Consider the following 18,456-nt stretch of genomic DNA (forward strand, 5'->3'; position numbering starts at 1 on the left):
AGAATATTGAATTCATAGAATTCTTGGGCTTCATCTTTAGTTCAGGTATTTTTAAAGATTTATGGGAAGAAGTATTACCTTATGAATTAGCAGATATATTTGATGTATCAGTAACTGTAGCTAAAATAAGACTTAAAAATTTAGGATTCATATGTGAGAAACAAGGAAATCATGAATATTTTCTTGTGTAAAATAAAGAAAGAATTTAATTATGTAAACTAGAATGTTTTGCTAGTTAAATGGAAAGTGTAAAGAATGAGCCCAAATAAATTTGTAGAATTTGTATCAGAGAGAAGAAAAGAAAAAAGATTAGTTTAAGGAAAATGGCAGAACTTTTAGATCTTTCTCCAGCATATTGGAGTGATATTGAAAAGGGGAGAAGAAATCCACCTAATATAAATAAACTTCAAGAAATAGCTAATATATTAGGTCTTTCACATGATGAATTGGATAATATGATAGACATAGCTTCAGAGGATAGAGACGAAATTCCGATGGATTTACCTGATTATATAAAAGAAAGCAATTTAGCTAGAACTGCTCTTAGGAAAACACGTAAGATGGATGAAGTTTGAAGGTAATAATGATATTACAGAAAAAACATGGAAGGATTTTATAAAAGCTTTAGATTTAGAAGAGGAATAATAAAGTGGGAGTAGCTGTGAATGATATATTTAAAAAGATGATTGAAAATAATCTTTATCAAGATATATTTAACTTTTTGCAAGAAGAAATTATGGACAACTATAACCAATATGATCTGCCTTTAAGGGCTAATGTTGTGTAAGAAGTGCTAGAAGCATTAGAAATTTTTAATATTAATCAAGATATAGAGAATGTAATTTTTAACATGCTAGTTAGTTGCGATGTTGAGATTAGTGATTATGCTTATGATGAAGATATTTCAGATGAGTTATTTAAAGAAGAAATAACAGATATTAATTTTATAATTGCATCAAGTAATAAAAATGCAAAACAAATTTACAAGGAGATAAAGAAATATAATGTTTCTGCTTTTATCTTAGTTGGTAATAATGCTTAACAACGTTTTTATTTGTGAGTATGAGAATAATGAATTACTAACTGCCTTATTTGAATTATTAGAACTAAGATGGTTTACCCCTTTCTATAGTATGTTATTGAGTAGTGTTAAAGAAAAAATATCCAACGATAAGATTGATTTTTTAACAGAATTAAAAATGTTAAGTAGTGTAGACACTTTTATATCAGTTAGCTTTAATGAACAAATAGAGATTAATACATTTGCTCCATTAATAATAAAGAGTTATCCGGAAAATGCTGAGCTACCTCAATTAAACTTTAAGTTTAGTAAAGAAAAAATAATATCTTGTGATGGTAAAAATATCTTAGCTTTGGCAGTTGGTGAGGCTGATGTTGAAGTATATATTCAAGGTAGCTTAGAACCAATTTCAAAATTTCATATAAATATTATACAAAGAAATAAAATTAAAAAGATTGAACTAGATAAAGAAAACCATGTAATGGGGCTTCAAGATGTACTAAAACTATCTCATAGGTTTTGGCCTAAAAATGCAGATAACCAATCAGCTTTGCAATGGACAAGCACTGATATACTGTAGCAACTGTTTATAAAAATGGAAGTATCGTGGCTCTTAAACCTGGTATGTGTCATATTAAACTATCTACAGAGGATGTTTCTGCGGCATGCTTAATAAGTATTAAGCCCAAGATATCTAATATTAAGTTATCAAAACAAGATATAAACCTTTATATAGGTGAGACTACAGAACTAAATGTTGAGTTTTCGCCAGTAGACGTTATAAATAGCGAAACATTTTGGGAAACAAATGATAAAAATGTAGCTATTTTTGAAAATGGAACAGTAAAAGCAACAGGTATAGGGAAAGCAGTTATCACTTTTTATACACCTGACAGGAGTGTAAGCAGTTCATGTCAGATTTCAGTTAAGAGCACATTTGAAAAGAAAGAATATAGAAATGTTTCATTAAGTGCATCTGTAATTGTTTTTATTCTTTCAATAGCGCTATCAGGAGTAAATATAATAAATATAATTACACCATTAATAGGAGCTCTATTGGGGTTTATGGCTATTAAGCACAACAAAAAAGATAAGGGAACAGCTAGCTTGTTTATTGGACTTAATATAACAATACTTTTTGCAATATATTTGAATTTATTTAAGTTATATTAGATTTGGTAAAATAGGAGGTACAACAGATGGGAATAGAGAGTAATAGAGATGCTGAAAAAAATCAGGAGCAGGCTATTGAGAAGAATGAGACAAAGCCTGAGCAACAGGAACAAGTTGATAAAAAGATAAACAATATAGGAAATGATTTGAAGCCGCCAGCTCTCAGGGAACCTAAAGGAAGTGATGAACCGCAAAAGGAACAGGAAGGTCTAAAAAAAAGTGAGACACAACAAGACGTTGCTAGTGAAGGTGAGAAAAAAGAATCTCAGAAAGGAAATGAAAAAAACTTTGACGAAAAACTAAGTAATTTGCAGAAATCATTGGAGTCAAATAAAAATCTAGATGACCCTAGAAAAGGTGATGGAGGAGGGACTTCACCAGAAAAACTTGATATGATTGAAAAAAGAGATTTTTTAGAACTTAATAATAAAGTTATGGAAGTGGTACAACCTTATTGCAATCAAGCAAGAGAGGTTGCTAAATGTGATGCAGAGGGCAGAGCATACACAGGTCATACTGAAAAACATGTTGTACAGGTTGCCGAGAAATCACAGGAAACTGCTGATGCATTAGAAAGTGTCATAGGTAAGGGAACTTTATCTGACAAGGCAACTTTAGAACGTAATGAGAATGAACCCAACAGGGTGAACTTTGGATTTGGTATAGACAGAAATATTTTGGAGACAGCAGCCCTGAGTCATGACACAGGTATGAGCGGGGGTTATAAGATTACAGAAACTAATGGAGAAGATGGACAGCCGCATTACGATGTTAGTGAATGTAAAAACTTCAATGATATTAGAAGTAATCATTCCTTGAACTCTGCTATAAATGTTTTGGGAAATCGTGAACAATATAATAATATGGGATTTTCAAATGAACAGGTAGATATAATAGCAGCAGAATGTATGGCACATAGTAAATCAAATTCCGGTGTTAAAGATTTGAACAGTAAAGAGGACTGGGGTAAATGCTTTGATAAAATTGATGCTACAGTTCAGGCCTATAATGAAGAATATCCAGGACAGGAGATTTCATTTAATAGGAGTGCCTTTGAACAAAATTACGAAAAACTAGGCCAACTAGCAACGTCAGCTCTTGCACTAAGAATAGGTGATGTCAGCAGAGACTCGCATCCTAACGATGAGGCGCAATCAGGAGAAAAAGTTCATGTAGACAGATCAACAATTAATGATAATGTAAATTCTAGGGAGAACGAGGTTGCTAATGCTGATGTTAAAATAGCCGATGATAATATTGAAAGCCAAAAATCAAGAGAGGTTCATGTTGGGGAGCAAAATATTACTGAGAATCATACAAGCCTAGACGATAACGGTAAGGTCACACATAAAATAACAATAAATGATATGAATTCTGGTAAACTATGTACACAAGCAGCTATTCAAGAGCATATTGGTGAGATGGGTAGTGATGGTACAAAAGGAACTAATGTCGATGCAAGATTTGATGTTAATATTAAATTTGATGGTGAATGCTCAGAAAGTACTATAGATAGTTATGATACTTTTAGAGATAAAATGAGTACAATTTATGAAAATGTTCAAATTAATTATCCCTGGGATAAGGAGGAATAAATATGCAATTAATTAAGCAAGCAGAAAGGAATAGAAAGCTTTATGATGATTATTCATCAGTTTTATTTCAAAATACAAATTTTGGTTTGAAAATTATTGGAGCTGCAAGTAATTGCTCAAGTATAACTGTAAAATCCATTGATATTAACGATGGAATTAGGAACAGTGAAGGTAGTATTTCTACAGTATTTGATAAAATTGATAGCATAAAGGATTTTATAGAAAAGTATCAATATGAAAAACTTGAGTATGCTCTGATGATTGGAATATTCAATAACTCAAAAATTTCAATCGGAGTTTTCTTTAACTCTAAAGTTATTCGAATAGGTTATTCGAAAGGCTCTAATTTTTCTTCAAAGGAATTTGCTGATAAATTAGAAGTATTAACAGAACAATTACCTATTTGATAGGCACATAGAATGGCAGGTATTATAAAACTATGAGAGTGAAAAATATTAAAAATGCATAATGCAGTTAACATTTCATTAAGTTTATAATGAACGTAAGTATCAATTAATTACATTTCCATTGATAAACGGGATATATAATTTGGTGATTCCTGAAAAAGTAAATTATACATTGTACATAAATGTAAAATAATAGGATAAGAAAAATTCAGGAAAGCATATATTTTACGTATTAGTATCATGTTTCCATTACAACACATGTGGAGACTGTAGTGAAATTGAGTAATATAAAAGCCTATTATGTTTAATCACATCCTGAATTCGTGAATGAATCTTTGGATAAAGTTATAGTTGGAAATAGCAAATATGAAAGATGGAATGGTAACATTTGTGAATTAGAAATAACTAAGGTTTATGACAATTTAGCTGAGGATGATATTGACAAAGCATGTGAAATTGAAGCTATTGAGTTAAGAGAAGTTATAGATATATGGATGTATGAATTACAAGAGTTTAAGAAAAGTAACTAAGTGCAGATGTAGTGACTTGAAAATAGGGGTGAACTTAAGTGAAGTTAGAGGATACTAATGTTGAGAAGAACCAAGAACAAAATATTGATAAAAAAAGTGAAAATACTGAAATAGATACTCAAAAACTAAACGATATTGAAGATAACTTAAAGCCTGAAGGAAATGAAGAGCCTAAAATATATAAGGATTTTGAAAAAGAGCAAGAAGATTTTAAAAAAAATGATACTAAAACAGATTATGTTGAAAAAGAGATTGAAAAAAGTAAGGCTAAAGAAGAAAATAAGCAACAGGTTGAAGAAAAATTGAATAGTATAGAAAGTTCACTACAGCCGAAGGTATGTAACGATATTAGTTCAGAAGGTAATATAAAGGAAGAAAAAACAAATGAGCAACTAGAAAATAATAAATCACTTAGTAATAGACTAAATGATATCAAAGATGATGTTTACAATAAGCGTGACAGTGAAGGAAAAGTATCCATAGAAGATAAACAAGAATTTGTAAGCAAGATGAAAGAGGCATATGATTCAACTCCTAAAGAAGAAAGAGGAAATAATTTGGTGCCTGAAAAAACAGAGTATTTAAAAAATCCACCGATATCTGGTAATAGTGAAACAGGACAAAGATATGAAGATCCCAATTATAAATGGCCAAATAATGGTGGCTTTGAAGGGAAACCAACTGAGATTACTCCAAAAGAAGGACAACAATTTGATAGATTAGGCAATGAACAAGGACGATTTGTTGCTCCAATTGATGATGGACAAGTTCAATTAAAAGAAAATAGAGGGTTACCTTACCATTTTGTAGAGAATAATATAACTGATGAGCCCTCATATCATCAATATGAAGTTGTTAGGGATTTCGACCAGTTAAAGGATTCAATTAATGAATTTAATAATCCTGATTTAACACCTGATGAAAATGATGAAATGAGAGATATATTTATGGAAGATTATAATAGGAATACACGACCATCTGACACATATACACATGAACCAGGAAAGACTTATGATGGACAAATTGCAGATGCATTTGAAGAAGATGATGGTGGTGGAAGTCAATGGGAGTTACCGATGTCAGTAGAAAGTTTAAAACAACTTGGAATGATTAAAGAATTGTAAAGGAGTGCTGGATTAATGAATAGAACGGAATTTTACGAATTTGTAAAGCATGAGAATCTTAATAAATATCCAATAGGAGATTCAAAACATATATCAATTGCTCCCTATGTTGTTGGGTGTGTTTATATTGAGGGAAGCTGGTGTGTTTATGAAAATAATGAACGAGGTGAATCAAATATTATTTTCATATACCAAAGTGAGGAAGAAGGACTTGAAAGTCTTTTAGTTATACTAAGAAAGAAAAAAAGAAGAGAAGAATTAATGAATAAGATGCGTGGATAATAAATATTTGTCAGATTATAAATATGAGACTTGGTTAATTTCAGTATTATGACAACTAATTTTAGATCAGACAAAAAAGGAATCATTTTATTAGTGGGTGGTGCAGTGATTTCTATAATAGCCCCTATTATATCCATTGAAAAAAAGCTTAATTCAAATAAGTATAATGTTATCCAATAAGGCCTAATAAAAAGATACAATTGTAAAATATTTTTTACGATTGTAATTCAAAACCAGAAGATTTTAGAAGACCAGGTCACGTTAACTAATGGAATTAACATTAGAAAAAAGAATATCATATGGAGGGCAACCGGTATTAAGTTGTATGATGGATAACATCCTCGTAAAAACAGGTACAGCAGGAAACATAAAACCCGATAAATAAAAAAGCACAGAAAAAATTGATTGAGCTGTAGCTTTAATAATGATACTAGATAGATTGATTAGAAATCAAGGTAATTTAGGAAGTATTTATGATGATATTAGAATTTGAATATTACAAAATTATATATAATATTCAAAATAAGGTAAAAATATGTTATAATTCTTAGTATTGTTATTTATAGGGAGGGTACTATGGCTTTAATAAAATGTCCATAATGTGAGAAAGAGATATCTGATAAAGTAAAGAGTTGTCCTAATTGTGGTTATCCAATAGAGACGGATGATAATGAAACACAAAAAGCTGAGCTCTCATCAGTTAATATTAAATTAGATAAAGATAAGAAAAGTAAAATTGCAAGGGTGATAGCATTAATAACTGTTATATTACTGTTATGTGCAGGGGGGTATTTTTTTATTAAATCACAAAATCAAAAGAGTAAAACTGAAGAATATAAAAATAATGTAATAATTTTAAAAGCAGCTATGATTTCAAGTGGGACAGAAGCTGAGGAGTTACTAAATTTAATATCTAAAGTTTGGGTAAATTCTATTTATGAGGATGAAGATGTAGAAACTAATAAATATACCAAGCCAGATGGATATTTTGTAAGCAACTTTAATACAGCTTTAAAAAACTTATTTGCTGATAATACAACAGTACAAACTGTTGAAAGTATTAAAGATGGACAAGAAAATGTATCAGAAATAATGAAAAAATTAAATAATCCACCTGAAGAATATAAATCAATATATGATACAGTAATGGATATGTATACTGCGTATCAATCAATAACAGATTTAGCTGTAAATCCACAAGGTAACATTCAATCTTTCAATGATAATAAAAGAGAAAGAATAGATAAATTTATGGAGTTATATAAAAAAATAGAAGCTCAATTACCAGAGTAATAATAAAATACAAAGTATTAAAAAGCATCTAATTTATATAGGTGCTTTTTTCATACCCATTTTGAGGAATAATTATAGTTTTTCTTTAGAAGTATTCCAAGTGGTAAAACTATAAATGAAAGACTAGTGCTGTTTGTTCTTATGTTATGATACATGCTGAGATCGTAGTTTCACTGCCACTTCATACTATAAGTACACTAAATAGAGATAAAAGTAGTAGAAAATCAAATATAAAGTATAGATAAAATTTTACTAATATCTAGTGAACTTAATTTAAATTTAAAGAAGTTTTAAAGTATAATTAAATTACTTTTATTTGAACTATTTCTACTAATGGATTAAAATATAGATATAATGAAAAACTAGGAAGGTGAACTGATGAAACCTACGAATTATGAAGATTTAATCATGAAAAGAGCAATGGATATTTTTGCAGAAGAAGGGTTAAAGTTCTTTGGTATAGATAAAAAAGTTAAGGAACTTGGACCAACAGAGTTAGTAGTTTTAGAAACTAAAAATATGTTTATGGACTACACCTTTCTAATGGAAGATGACACTTTTATACATTTTGAATTTCAAACAACGAATAAAGGCAAAATGGATTTAAGAAGGTTCAGAGCCTATGAAGCATTATTAAGTCATCAAACTGGAAAAGATGTATTTACATATGTTGTTTATTCAGGTAATATAAAAAATTCAGAGAGTACTTTAGAAACTGGAATAAATGAATATAAAGTTAAATCCATATCTATGGCGAGTAGAGATGGAGATAAGATATATAATGATATTGTAACTAAAATAAAATTAGGTAAGGATATTACAAAACAAGATATAATATCTTTAACATTCACTCCTATTATGGGAGGAAACATAACAATAGCAGATAAAATAATTAATGCTATACACATAGTAAAAGATATAAACAATGATTATAAGTATGATGTGGAATCAATACTATATGCTTTTGTAAATAAATTTTTAAGTGGAAAAGATTTGGAGAAAGTAAAGGAGGAATTGCGAATGACTGAACTAGGTAAAAGTTTAATAAAAGAAGGAATGGAAAAGGGAATAAAAGAAGGTAGAGAAGAAGGAAAATCTGAACTTTTAATTAAAATGTTAATTAAGAAATTTAAAAAAGTACCTGATGAATATAAGAAAAAAATAAAATCACTTCCAGAAGAAACTTTAGAAGTAATTGCAACGGATATATTTGATTTAAATTCAATAGAAGAGTTAAAACAATATTTTTAGAATAAAGCAATATATAGAGTTTCAAGTTGACTTTTAGAATTATCTATTCTAAAATTTGGATACCTAAAATAGTGAGACATGATCCTAAGCATCTACAATTCATTTAGATTGGATATTGTTTTCCTATATAACTAGCTTATTGTATGTATCAGTAGGCTAGTTTTTCTTTGTTTAATAAACCCGTACTTGACATATTTTTAAATTAGCTCCAGTTGTTTTGGCTGTAATATAAGAAACTATGGTGGAGAAGATGACAGTGATTTATGGGGAGAAGATTATTTTAGATTTGCTTGATGGAACAGATATAGAAGTAGTAAGTAAATATAAAAGTGAAAATAGAAGTCATTTATTGTTTCACAAAAAAATCTTAACTGGATTGTTTTGGTTAATTTGTGTAAAATAAAGAGTAATATATAAGTTTATATACATAGTATTTTTAGGGGGAAACATTATGGAACTAATGAAGTATAAAGAACAATTATGTTCTTTTTTAGATATGCCTAGAGCAAAACTAATTATAGAAAGTGAAGAATTTTACTTTGAGAAAGCTATTGATAAATATATATTATCGAAAAATAGTATACATAATGATTATTAATATAATCTTTAAACAAATATAATTTTGAAAGGAATAAGATTAATGGATTTTACAGAAATTATGAGACAAAATAAAGGATATTTTTCAAATCATAAAGATATGCCATCACAATTACAACAAAAGGCAAAAGAATTATGTTGGAGATATAACCAAACGGGACCATCTGAAGGTGAAAAGAGAAGTAGTATTTTAAAAGAATTACTAGGAACCTGTCATCCACTAACATTTATAGAGCCATCATTTCGTTGTGATTATGGCTTCAATATACATACCCATGGACTTGCTGTAATTAATTATAATTGTGTGATATTAGATACATCTCCAGTTCATATTGGTGCTAATGCATTTATAGCTCCTGGAGTTTGTTTAGCCTGTTCTGGTCATGCTATACTTTCAAGACAAAGAGCAGAAGGAATCGGAACTTCAAAACCTATTACAATACAAGACGATGTGTGGATTGGTGCTAATGCAACTGTATGTGGTGGAGTTACTATTGGAAAAGGTAGCATTATTGGGGCAGGAAGTGTGGTAAATAAAGATATTCCAGAAGGTGTGATTGCAGTAGGTAATCCTTGCAAAGTATTGCGAGAGATTACAGAAGAAGACATAATTAACCTATCATATGAGCAAGAAAATTTCTAAATATGTAGTAAGTAGTATACTGTGCTATTTATAAGAATTCTAAAATAGTGAGATATGCTTCGAACTACTTATAATTCAACATTGTACCTTGTATAAAAATACTTTAAAGTCATTGAATAAATTTAAATTGGAACTTATTTCTCTATATAACTAGCTTATTGTGTATAACAGTAGGCTAGTTTTTTCTTTTTAAAAAACGTTGACCTAAATTAACCTTAAGGTTTTATAGTTATTATATCGGTGAATAATAATCAACACATAAAGGAATATAATTTTTGATTTGGTAGGAGAATAAAAATGAAGGTAATAGTTTATTAAAAGAGGCAAAAATGCTACCTCCTCTTTTGAGACAGCATTTGAATATATAAAAAAATATATATCATGTGATTATTGTGCAAATCATGTTTAATTTGATTTTGAAAACTATGAAAAATATGATGTAGGCCAAGTAAGGATACATACATTGGAAAATGGAAAAAATAAATATTTTTTAAATTAAGGTATTGACATAAAGTTAACTTTACCCCTTATGATTGTTTTGTAGATTATATTAATTATGATTAATTATCACTCAGTGAAGAAAGGAGTGCTATATGAATTATACTATAAGACAAGTTGCAGAGAAAATGGGAGTTACAGTTCCTACTTTGCGTTACTACGATAAAGAAGGACTTCTACCATTTGTAGATAAGAAGCCGAATGGCACTAGAGTTTTTAAAGATGAAGATTTCCAGGGACTGGCTATTATAACATGCATGAAAAATTCTGGAACGCCAATAAAGGATATAAAAAGGTATATGGATTTGTGTGCAGAAGGTGATCGCACATTGCAGAAACGATTGGAAATTTTTCTTGAAAGAAAGGAAGCTGTCCAAAAACAGATGGAAGAATTAAATAAGATTATGGAAACTATTAACCATAAGATTTGGTATTATGAAACAGCAATTGAAGCTGGAACAGAAGAAATTCATAAGCAAAACAAAGAAAATGAAAAAGAAGACGAAAATATAAAAAATGTCTGCAGTAGAATGAATGAATTTTAGGAGGATGAAATATGTATTTAGATAAAATAAATTCACCAGAAGATGTAAAAAAATTATCAGTAAATGAAATGAAAGATTTAAGTGCAGAAATTCGTCAGATATTGCTTAAGAAGTTAAGTGAACATGGCGGACATATTGGTCCTAATCTTGGAATTGTAGAACTGACCGTTGCATTGCATTATGTATTTAACTCACCAAAAGATAAGATTGTTTATGATGTTTCTCATCAGAGCTATACTCATAAGATCCTCACTGGAAGAAAGGAAGCATTTATTAATTCAAAAAAATATGATGAGGTTTCTGGTTATTCTAATCCAGAAGAAAGTAAGCACGACTTTTTCAACATTGGACATACTTCCACATCTATAAGTCTTGCCTGTGGTCTTGCTAAAGCAAGAGACTTAAAAGATGAGAATGAGAATGTTATTGCTATTATTGGGGATGGTTCATTAAGCGGCGGAGAAGCTTATGAAGGACTAAATAATGCATCAGAAGCAGGAACAAACATGATTATTATTGTAAATGATAATGATATGTCTATTGCAGAAAACCATGGTGGTTTATATAAAAATCTTAAAGAACTTAGAGACTCAGAGGGAAAATGTCAATGTAATTTCTTTAAGGCAATGGGATTAGATTACTATTATGTAAAAGACGGGCATGATTTTGAGCAGTTAATCAGAGTATTTAACAAGGTTAAGGATATAAATCATCCAGTCGTTGTTCATATTCATACAATTAAAGGAAAAGGTTTTGAATTTGCTGAAAATAATAAAGAGCATTGGCACTGGGGAATGCCTTTTGTAATAGAGACAGGAGAATCAAAATCTTCTATAAGTGATACAGAAAATTATGGCAATCTTACTGGAAAATATCTGTTAGATACTATAAAAAAAGATCCCAAAGTGGTTGCCATTACATCAGGAACTCCGTCAGTGTTTGGTTTTTGGCAAGAAAGAAGAAAAGAAGCAGGAAGACAATTTGTTGATGTTGGTATTGCAGAAGAACATGCAGTAGCTTTGGCTTCAGGAATTGCAGCAAATGGTGGAAAGCCAGTTTATGGAGTATATAGTACATTTCTTCAAAGAACATATGATCAGCTTTCACAAGATTTGTGCATAAATAATAATTCAGCAGTAATACTTGTATATTTGGCATCTGTTTATGGAATGAATGATATAACACATCTTGGATTATACGATATTGGAATGATGAGTAATATTCCCAATATGGTATATCTTGCTCCAACATGTAAAGAAGAATATTTTAAAATGCTTAAGTGGGGAATGAGCCAAAATGAGCATCCAGTGGCTATTCGTGTTCCGGCAATGGGAGTAATCGAAAGCGGAGTAGAAGATAAGACAGATTACTCTAAATTGAATAAATATAAGGTTTCAAAAATTGGAAAAGATGTTGCTGTTATTGCACTTGGAGATTTCTATCAACTTGGTCAGTCCGTTGTAACAAAGCTTTCAAATGAAAATGGCATTGAGGCTACTCTAATTAATCCAAAATATATTACAGGGATAGATGAAGAAGTTTTAGAAAGCTTGAAAAAAGAACATAAACTTGTAATTACTCTTGAAGATGGAATCTTAGATGGTGGTTTTGGTGAAAAGATTGCAAGATATTATGGACCTTCTGACATGAAAGTATTAAATTATGGTATCAAAAAGGAATTATTAGATCGTTATGTTCCAGAGGAACTTATGAAAAAAAATAGACTTACGGATGTTCAGATTATAGAAGATATTATAAGTATCTTAAAATAAGATATTGGACATGTTATGGATTAAAAAATATATAATAATTTAGAAAATGATTAATTTAATAAAATTGCAATTAATAATCAAAAAATCAAGAGTGTTTGTATTATTTATATAAAATAACACTTAAAGATGTTGTTAAAGTATTTATAAAATATCGTCAATAAAGGAGGATGAATAAAATGAATAAGAACGTACTTGTAATTTCTACTAGTCTTCGAAAGGGTGCTAATAGCGACATCCTTGCAGATGAACTGATTCGTGGAGCGAAAGATGCTGGAAACAATGTTGAAAAAATAAGCTTAGAAGGAAAAACAATAGGATTTTGTAAAGGCTGTCTTGCCTGTCAGAAAACACAAGAATGTGTTATTAAAGACGATGCTTCAAATATAGTAAAAAAAGTTAAGAATGCAGACATAATAGTTTTTGCCACACCAATTTATTATTATGAGATGAGTGGACAAATGAAAACATTACTTGACCGTCTAAATCCCCTGTTCCCATCAGATTATTCTTTTAGAGAAGTGTATTTGATTACTGCCGCAGCTGATGGTAATCCAAAAGCTATGGATGCTGCTGTAGAAGGACTTAATGGATGGATTAAGTGTTATGATAAAGCAAGGTTATCAGGTGTTATCCGAGGTGTGGGGATAACAAATATCGGTGATGTACAACATCATAGAAAGTTAATAAATGAAACCTACGAAATGGGTAAATCACTTTAAAAATTTCAGAAATAATTGTAGTGGATATATTCAATTTAAATTCAAACAATATTTTTAGAATAAAGTAATATATAGGGTTTCAAGCTGACTTTTAGAATTATCTATTCCAAAACTTGGATGCCTAAAATAGTGAAACATGCTTCGAATTACCTAGAGTTCAACTGTATCTTGTATAAAAATATTTTAAAGTTATTGAATAAATCTAAATTTGTTTCTGTATATAACTAGCTTATTGTATTTAACAGTAGGCTAGTTTTTTTATTGTTTAAAACTATTTATTTTTAAATTTCAATACACAAAATAGTAAGACTATTTCATTATGGATTTATACAATTTTACAATAAAAAGGTAAACATATATTTTAGTGCTTCAAGAATATAAGCATATACTTTAGGAGAAAATAAATCTAAAAATATAAATAATTAAGAAGGGATTATAATATGTCTAAAAGAAAGCGTTATTTCATAATAGTTTCACACTGTTTATTGAACCCAGCTACTAGAGTTCATTTATTAGGAAAAAACTTTATTTTTTCTCAAAGAATAATAGATTATTTTTTGGATAAACACATTAGTATTATTCAATTACCTTGTCCAGAGTTTACAGCAATGGGTTACTTAAGAAATCCACAAGGAAGAGAACAATATGACAATATATTTTTTAAAAAACATTGTAAAAAAGAACTTCAATCTTATGTGGATATGGTATGCGAACTTAGAAACAATAATAATACTCCTCTATGCTATATCGGAATACAAGGAAGTCCAACTTGTAGTATATATTGGGGTAAGCATAAAGTAAACAAATATAATACAGAGTCTATGATGCCAGATTTAAATGGTGATCAAGTAGAAGGGACTTACGGAGTAATGACGGCAGTGTTAGATGATATGTTAAAAGAGAATAAAATTAATATACCTTACTTAGAGGTTCCGGTAAAAGAGAATATTGATTCTGAAAAAAGTATTAAATTTTTTAATGATTTATATGAATTATTGGGTGTCCCTGAAAAAAGTAGAAATACTTAAGAAATTCTAGAGGATTAATTACAAAAGCATAATAAATATATTTTTAATATTGAAATTATACATAAGGATAGGTGTTTTAATATGAATACACAATATGTACAAGGTGATTGTATATTTACAAGAATTAATAAAACTATAAACCAATATGAATATTTAACAGAAGATATAGATACAGAAGTAATAATAGTAGGAGGCGGAGTTACTGGGGCAATTTTAGGACACTACTTTAGTAAAAATAATATTAATTGCGTTATTTTAGAAAAATCAAGAATAGGTCATGGTAGTACTAGTATAACAACATCATTGCTTCAATATGAACTTGATGATAATGCTATGGAGCTAAAGTCATATACAAGTATAGAAAATATAATAAAATCATATAATCTTGGAATAAAAGCATTAGATGAAATTGAAGAGTTTATAAATGAACATGGTAATAAATGTGATTTTAAAAGAGTAGACAGTTTTTTATATACAGATAAGAAACTAGAAAATAAGGAAATGAAAGAAGAGTATTATATAAGAAAAGAAGCAGGATTACCTGTAGAATTTATTGATGAAGATAATAATCCATTTTTATTTGATGTAAAAGGTGGTGTAATAGGTAAAAATGGAGGAGCTGTATTGGACCCCTATAAATTTACTCAACATCTAATTGAGGTAAGTTGTAAGCAGGGATTAAGAGTATACGAAAATACAGAAGTTTTAGATATTCACTATTCAGAAAATGATGTTACTGTAGAAACTGTGTATGGTTATAAAGTTAAAGGTAAAATTATTATTGCAGCTACAGGATATAATACAGGAATCTTTACTAAAAGAGCCTTTGGAACTAAAACTACTACATTTAATCTTGCAACTAAACCAATAGATAATATTGAGAATATTTATAAAAATGTTATTATTAGAGATAATAAAGATCCTTATACTTACTTTAGAACAACTAAAGACAACAGGATAATAATTGGTGGTGAGGATATAAACTTTATACCAGATATATATAATAAAGAACTATGTAATAAAAGTTATGAAACGTTAGAACAAAGGTTAAAAAATTTATTTCCAAATTTAAATATAGAAATAGAATATAAATATTGTGGAGCATTTGCATCCACTCAAGATAATTTAGGTTTTATAGGAAAAGATCCGACTAATTCTAAGTTATGGTATTGCTTAGGTTATGGAGCAAATGGTATATTATTTGCTATGTTAGGTGGAATGATGTTAAGTAAATTATATTATGGAGAAGTAGATAAAGATATAAACTTATTTAAAGTAGATAGATTTGATCAATAATATTAGAGTTAAAAAAAGTACAGGATTAATAATTTTTTTGTAAAAAAGATAACATAATTATTGTAGAAAAATGAGCTGTTGCAAAACTAACTTAAGGTTAGAGGAGCAATAGCTTGTTTTGTATGTGTAATTTACTTAATATATGATTAATTACAAGAAAAAATTTAATAATACATATGAAGTGGTTTTACCATTAAATTTAGAGGGTTTAATACCAAAAGATGATTATGTTCTTAGGTTATAATGTCAGAAATAATAATATATGAATGTTAAAATTGCAGTGATTACTCATGTAAACAAAATGTACCTAAATAAATCATAATGGTGAAATGAAGGTATATAAAAATCAAACAAAAAAGGAGCGTCGCTCCTAATTATTTTAATTATTTTGCGACAACCCCTTTTTTAGTATTAATCTTGAAAGTTAGATAATTGTTGACATGCAGAATTAAGTGAATCTATTGCTGATTGAATTTTAGTCTTATTTTCTGCTTTTTCTGCTGAAGTAAGTGCTTTTTCTAATGATGAAACTGTATTTTGCACATTTGTCATACTTTGATCAACATATTGTTTAGCTTTTGCCATGAGTAATACCTCCTAAATATAAAATTTCATTAATAGTATGGTCATAATAATAAAAAATATGTATTCAATAAAATTAATGTTTAATTATTAAAAGAATGTGTATTTACATAAATGATATTAAAAGCAATTCATAAAAGATTAGTGCTGATTTATATTAGAAGTGATTCTTAAACTTTGTAGCTAAGAACTTAACAATTAGCTACTTAGAAGCCTATCAAAATATAGATAGGCTTTTTAATATTTTAAGGATCAAAGGGTATATTATTAGTGTAATAGCAAATAGAAAATGAATTTATAATTATTGGAGATGATATTATGGTAACAAATCAGAAAGTACCTAATAATTTAATAAATGAAAAATCCCCTTATCTTCTTCAACATGCTTATAATCCTGTTAATTGGTATTCATGGTGTGATGAAGCTTTTGAAAAAGCTAAAGATGAGAATAAACCTATATTTTTAAGTATTGGTTATTCTACTTGTCATTGGTGTCATGTTATGGCTCATGAGTGTTTTGAGGATGATGAAGTTGCAAAAATTCTTAATGATAATTTTATATCTATAAAAGTTGATAGAGAAGAGCGACCTGATGTTGATAGTATTTATATGACAGTTTGTCAGGCATTCACTGGAAGTGGTGGTTGGCCTCTTAATCTATTTATTACTCCAGATCAAAAGCCTTTTTACGCTGGTACTTACTTTCCTAAACATGCAAAATATAATGTTCCAGGTTTTATGGATATTCTAAGTAGTATAAGTGACCAATGGAAAAGTGATAAAGAGCTTATTACAGTTGCAAGTGAAGATGTTATGAGGCAGATTCAAAATGCATTTCAGCCAACAACTACAGATGATGAAATAGGAAAAGACATTATTGAAGGTGGCTATTTATGGTGTTTAGAATTTTTTGATGTTGTAAATGGTGGATTTGATAAAGCCCCTAAATTCCCTACACCTCATAAACTCATGTTCTTACTAAAATATTATAAGTTAGAAAATGAACCGAAAGCTTTAGAAATGGTTGAAAAAACTTTAAACCAAATGTATAGAGGTGGTATTTTCGATCATATTGGATATGGTTTTTCTAGATATTCTACTGATGATAAATGGCTTGTTCCACATTTTGAAAAAATGCTTTATGATAATGCATTATTAACTATGGCATATTTAGAAACTTATGATATAACTAAAAAAGAATTTTATAAAAATGTGGCTGTAAAAACTATGGATTATGTTTTAAGAGAACTTACAAGTAATACCGGTGGTTTTTACTGTGCACAGGATGCAGATAGTGAAGGTGATGAAGGTAAATTTTATGTTTTTAATCCTCTTGAAATTTGTGAAGTGTTAGGAGAAGATGATGGAACATATTTTAATAATTACTTTGATATAACTACTTCAGGAAATTTTGAAGGAAAAAGTATTGCAAATCTACTTAAAAATAATTCCTTTGAAAATGATGATACGAAAATAAATGATTTAAGGAAAAAGGTTTTCAATTATAGACTTGAAAGAACTACCTTACATAAGGATGAAAAAATACTTACTTCATGGAATTCTCTTATGATTACAGCCTTCGCTAAAGCTTATTCTATATTAAAAGATGAAAAGTATTTAAAAGTTTGTAAAGGTGCTATAGCTTTCATAGAAAATAATCTAGTAAATAAAGATAATAGGCTTTTAGCTAGATATAAAGATGGTCATGTAGCTTATTTTGCTTATTTAGAAGACTATGCATTTTTAATATGGTCATTTATAGAGCTTTATGAAGGAACTAATGAGAAGGAATATTTAGAAAAAGCAATATCATTAAATAGTGAAATGATTGATAAGTTTTGGGACGAAAACAGTTCTGGATTTTTCTTATATGGTAAAGATAGTGAAAAACTTATTGCAAGACCAAAAGAAATTTATGATGGAGCAATTCCATCTGGTAATTCTGTAGCAGCCTACGTCTTAGTTAAATTAAGTAAAATAACTAAGGATAAAACTTTAAAAGATATTACATATAATCAGCTTAAATATTTCTCAAGTACTGTTAAAAACTCTCCAATATCATATACTATGTATTTAATTGCACTTATGAACTATCTATAA

Annotated in this window: 23 protein-coding genes; 22 read left to right on the plus strand and 1 reads right to left on the minus strand. The window is 28.9% G+C overall.

The window, feature by feature from the left end; genetic code table 11:
* Positions 1-23 precede the first annotated feature (23 nt).
* From KQI36_RS10360 to KQI36_RS10460, 21 genes are all read left to right on the plus strand, one after another.
* Positions 24-191 (plus strand): M78 family metallopeptidase domain-containing protein, encoded by a 168-nt coding sequence (locus KQI36_RS10360; protein ID WP_216450803.1) that lies wholly within the window; start codon positions 24-26, stop codon positions 189-191.
* 132 nt (positions 192-323) lie between these two features.
* Complete coding sequence (locus KQI36_RS10365) at positions 324-575, plus strand: helix-turn-helix domain-containing protein (protein ID WP_216450804.1); 252 nt, start codon at positions 324-326, stop codon at positions 573-575.
* A 74-nt stretch (positions 576-649) separates the two neighbouring features.
* Positions 650-787, plus strand: a complete 138-nt coding sequence (locus KQI36_RS10370; protein ID WP_216450805.1) for a hypothetical protein — start codon at positions 650-652, stop codon at positions 785-787.
* Positions 788-790: 3 nt separating this feature from the next.
* Entirely contained in the window at positions 791-1,042 is a 252-nt protein-coding gene (locus tag KQI36_RS10375) for a hypothetical protein (protein WP_216450806.1), read from the plus strand.
* Positions 1,035-1,601, plus strand: coding sequence for a hypothetical protein (locus KQI36_RS10380; RefSeq protein ID WP_216450807.1), 567 nt, complete (start codon positions 1,035-1,037; stop codon positions 1,599-1,601). Before KQI36_RS10375 ends, KQI36_RS10380 begins: the two co-directional genes overlap by 8 nt.
* 26 nt (positions 1,602-1,627) lie before the next feature.
* On the plus strand, positions 1,628-2,194 hold the full coding sequence (locus tag KQI36_RS10385; RefSeq protein WP_216450808.1) for an Ig-like domain-containing protein: 567 nt from the start codon (positions 1,628-1,630) through the stop codon (positions 2,192-2,194).
* A 308-nt stretch (positions 2,195-2,502) separates the two neighbouring features.
* Positions 2,503-3,789, plus strand: a complete 1,287-nt coding sequence (locus KQI36_RS10390; RefSeq protein ID WP_216450809.1) for a hypothetical protein — start codon at positions 2,503-2,505, stop codon at positions 3,787-3,789.
* A 2-nt stretch (positions 3,790-3,791) separates the two neighbouring features.
* Positions 3,792-4,196, plus strand: a complete 405-nt coding sequence (locus KQI36_RS10395; protein ID WP_216450810.1) for a hypothetical protein — start codon at positions 3,792-3,794, stop codon at positions 4,194-4,196.
* A 335-nt stretch (positions 4,197-4,531) separates the two neighbouring features.
* Entirely contained in the window at positions 4,532-4,726 is a 195-nt protein-coding gene (locus KQI36_RS10400) for a hypothetical protein (RefSeq protein WP_216450811.1), read from the plus strand.
* A gap of 38 nt (positions 4,727-4,764) precedes the next feature.
* Positions 4,765-5,850, plus strand: coding sequence for a glycohydrolase toxin TNT-related protein (locus KQI36_RS17920; RefSeq protein ID WP_216450812.1), 1,086 nt, complete (start codon positions 4,765-4,767; stop codon positions 5,848-5,850).
* A 15-nt stretch (positions 5,851-5,865) separates the two neighbouring features.
* Positions 5,866-6,132 carry a hypothetical protein gene (locus KQI36_RS10410; RefSeq protein WP_216450813.1) on the plus strand — a complete coding sequence of 89 codons (267 nt, stop codon included), beginning with the start codon at positions 5,866-5,868 and terminating at the stop codon, positions 6,130-6,132.
* Positions 6,133-6,876: 744 nt separating this feature from the next.
* Entirely contained in the window at positions 6,877-7,425 is a 549-nt protein-coding gene (locus tag KQI36_RS10415; RefSeq protein WP_216450814.1) for a hypothetical protein, read from the plus strand.
* A 378-nt stretch (positions 7,426-7,803) separates the two neighbouring features.
* Positions 7,804-8,676 (plus strand): DUF4351 domain-containing protein, encoded by an 873-nt coding sequence (locus KQI36_RS10420; protein WP_216450815.1) that lies wholly within the window; start codon positions 7,804-7,806, stop codon positions 8,674-8,676.
* Positions 8,677-8,926: 250 nt separating this feature from the next.
* Positions 8,927-9,079, plus strand: coding sequence for a hypothetical protein (locus KQI36_RS10425; protein ID WP_216450816.1), 153 nt, complete (start codon positions 8,927-8,929; stop codon positions 9,077-9,079).
* A 48-nt stretch (positions 9,080-9,127) separates the two neighbouring features.
* Positions 9,128-9,274 carry a hypothetical protein gene (locus KQI36_RS10430; protein WP_216450817.1) on the plus strand — a complete coding sequence of 49 codons (147 nt, stop codon included), beginning with the start codon at positions 9,128-9,130 and terminating at the stop codon, positions 9,272-9,274.
* A 42-nt stretch (positions 9,275-9,316) separates the two neighbouring features.
* The gene (locus tag KQI36_RS10435; protein WP_061994235.1) at positions 9,317-9,916 is read left to right on the plus strand and encodes a sugar O-acetyltransferase; all 600 of its coding nucleotides are present in this window, start codon (positions 9,317-9,319) and stop codon (positions 9,914-9,916) included.
* A gap of 593 nt (positions 9,917-10,509) precedes the next feature.
* A complete protein-coding gene (locus tag KQI36_RS10440) occupies positions 10,510-10,959 on the plus strand; it encodes a MerR family transcriptional regulator (protein ID WP_199870807.1) in 450 nt (149 codons plus the stop codon).
* A gap of 11 nt (positions 10,960-10,970) precedes the next feature.
* Positions 10,971-12,731, plus strand: coding sequence for a 1-deoxy-D-xylulose-5-phosphate synthase (locus KQI36_RS10445; RefSeq protein WP_216450818.1), 1,761 nt, complete (start codon positions 10,971-10,973; stop codon positions 12,729-12,731).
* Positions 12,732-12,907: 176 nt separating this feature from the next.
* The gene (locus KQI36_RS10450) at positions 12,908-13,450 is read left to right on the plus strand and encodes a flavodoxin family protein (protein ID WP_216450819.1); all 543 of its coding nucleotides are present in this window, start codon (positions 12,908-12,910) and stop codon (positions 13,448-13,450) included.
* 440 nt (positions 13,451-13,890) lie between these two features.
* Positions 13,891-14,478, plus strand: coding sequence for a hypothetical protein (locus tag KQI36_RS10455; RefSeq protein ID WP_216450820.1), 588 nt, complete (start codon positions 13,891-13,893; stop codon positions 14,476-14,478).
* A gap of 81 nt (positions 14,479-14,559) precedes the next feature.
* Entirely contained in the window at positions 14,560-15,774 is a 1,215-nt protein-coding gene (locus tag KQI36_RS10460) for an NAD(P)/FAD-dependent oxidoreductase (protein WP_216450821.1), read from the plus strand.
* 411 nt (positions 15,775-16,185) lie between these two features.
* Here KQI36_RS10460 and KQI36_RS10465 read toward each other — a convergent pair whose 3' ends face one another.
* Entirely contained in the window at positions 16,186-16,359 is a 174-nt protein-coding gene (locus KQI36_RS10465) for a hypothetical protein (protein WP_010297230.1), read from the minus strand.
* Between the two features lie 315 nt (positions 16,360-16,674).
* On the opposite strand from KQI36_RS10465, the gene KQI36_RS10470 reads away from it, so the two are divergent.
* Positions 16,675-18,456 (plus strand): thioredoxin domain-containing protein, encoded by a 1,782-nt coding sequence (locus KQI36_RS10470; protein ID WP_216450822.1) that lies wholly within the window; start codon positions 16,675-16,677, stop codon positions 18,454-18,456.

Origin of the sequence: Clostridium senegalense (assembly GCF_018916625.1) — a bacterium.
In the GTDB taxonomy this organism is placed as follows: domain Bacteria; phylum Bacillota; class Clostridia; order Clostridiales; family Clostridiaceae; genus Clostridium_J; species Clostridium_J senegalense.

What these genes read in the sequence shown, in the direction of transcription:
- KQI36_RS10365 (WP_216450804.1), top strand. Translation starts at nt 324, where the DNA reads ATGGCAGAACTTTTAGATCTTTCTCCAGCATATTGGAGTGATATTGAA.
- KQI36_RS10380 (WP_216450807.1), top strand. Translation starts at nt 1,035, where the DNA reads ATGCTTAACAACGTTTTTATTTGTGAGTATGAGAATAATGAATTACTA.
- KQI36_RS10395 (WP_216450810.1), top strand. Translation starts at nt 3,792, where the DNA reads ATGCAATTAATTAAGCAAGCAGAAAGGAATAGAAAGCTTTATGATGAT.
- KQI36_RS10410 (WP_216450813.1), top strand. Translation starts at nt 5,866, where the DNA reads ATGAATAGAACGGAATTTTACGAATTTGTAAAGCATGAGAATCTTAAT.
- KQI36_RS10420 (WP_216450815.1), top strand. Translation starts at nt 7,804, where the DNA reads ATGAAACCTACGAATTATGAAGATTTAATCATGAAAAGAGCAATGGAT.
- KQI36_RS10425 (WP_216450816.1), top strand. Translation starts at nt 8,927, where the DNA reads ATGACAGTGATTTATGGGGAGAAGATTATTTTAGATTTGCTTGATGGA.
- KQI36_RS10430 (WP_216450817.1), top strand. Translation starts at nt 9,128, where the DNA reads ATGGAACTAATGAAGTATAAAGAACAATTATGTTCTTTTTTAGATATG.
- KQI36_RS10435 (WP_061994235.1), top strand. Translation starts at nt 9,317, where the DNA reads ATGGATTTTACAGAAATTATGAGACAAAATAAAGGATATTTTTCAAAT.
- KQI36_RS10440 (WP_199870807.1), top strand. Translation starts at nt 10,510, where the DNA reads ATGAATTATACTATAAGACAAGTTGCAGAGAAAATGGGAGTTACAGTT.
- KQI36_RS10445 (WP_216450818.1), top strand. Translation starts at nt 10,971, where the DNA reads ATGTATTTAGATAAAATAAATTCACCAGAAGATGTAAAAAAATTATCA.
- KQI36_RS10450 (WP_216450819.1), top strand. Translation starts at nt 12,908, where the DNA reads ATGAATAAGAACGTACTTGTAATTTCTACTAGTCTTCGAAAGGGTGCT.
- KQI36_RS10455 (WP_216450820.1), top strand. Translation starts at nt 13,891, where the DNA reads ATGTCTAAAAGAAAGCGTTATTTCATAATAGTTTCACACTGTTTATTG.
- KQI36_RS10460 (WP_216450821.1), top strand. Translation starts at nt 14,560, where the DNA reads ATGAATACACAATATGTACAAGGTGATTGTATATTTACAAGAATTAAT.
- KQI36_RS10465 (WP_010297230.1), bottom strand. Translation starts at nt 16,359, where the DNA reads ATGGCAAAAGCTAAACAATATGTTGATCAAAGTATGACAAATGTGCAA.
- KQI36_RS10470 (WP_216450822.1), top strand. Translation starts at nt 16,675, where the DNA reads ATGGTAACAAATCAGAAAGTACCTAATAATTTAATAAATGAAAAATCC.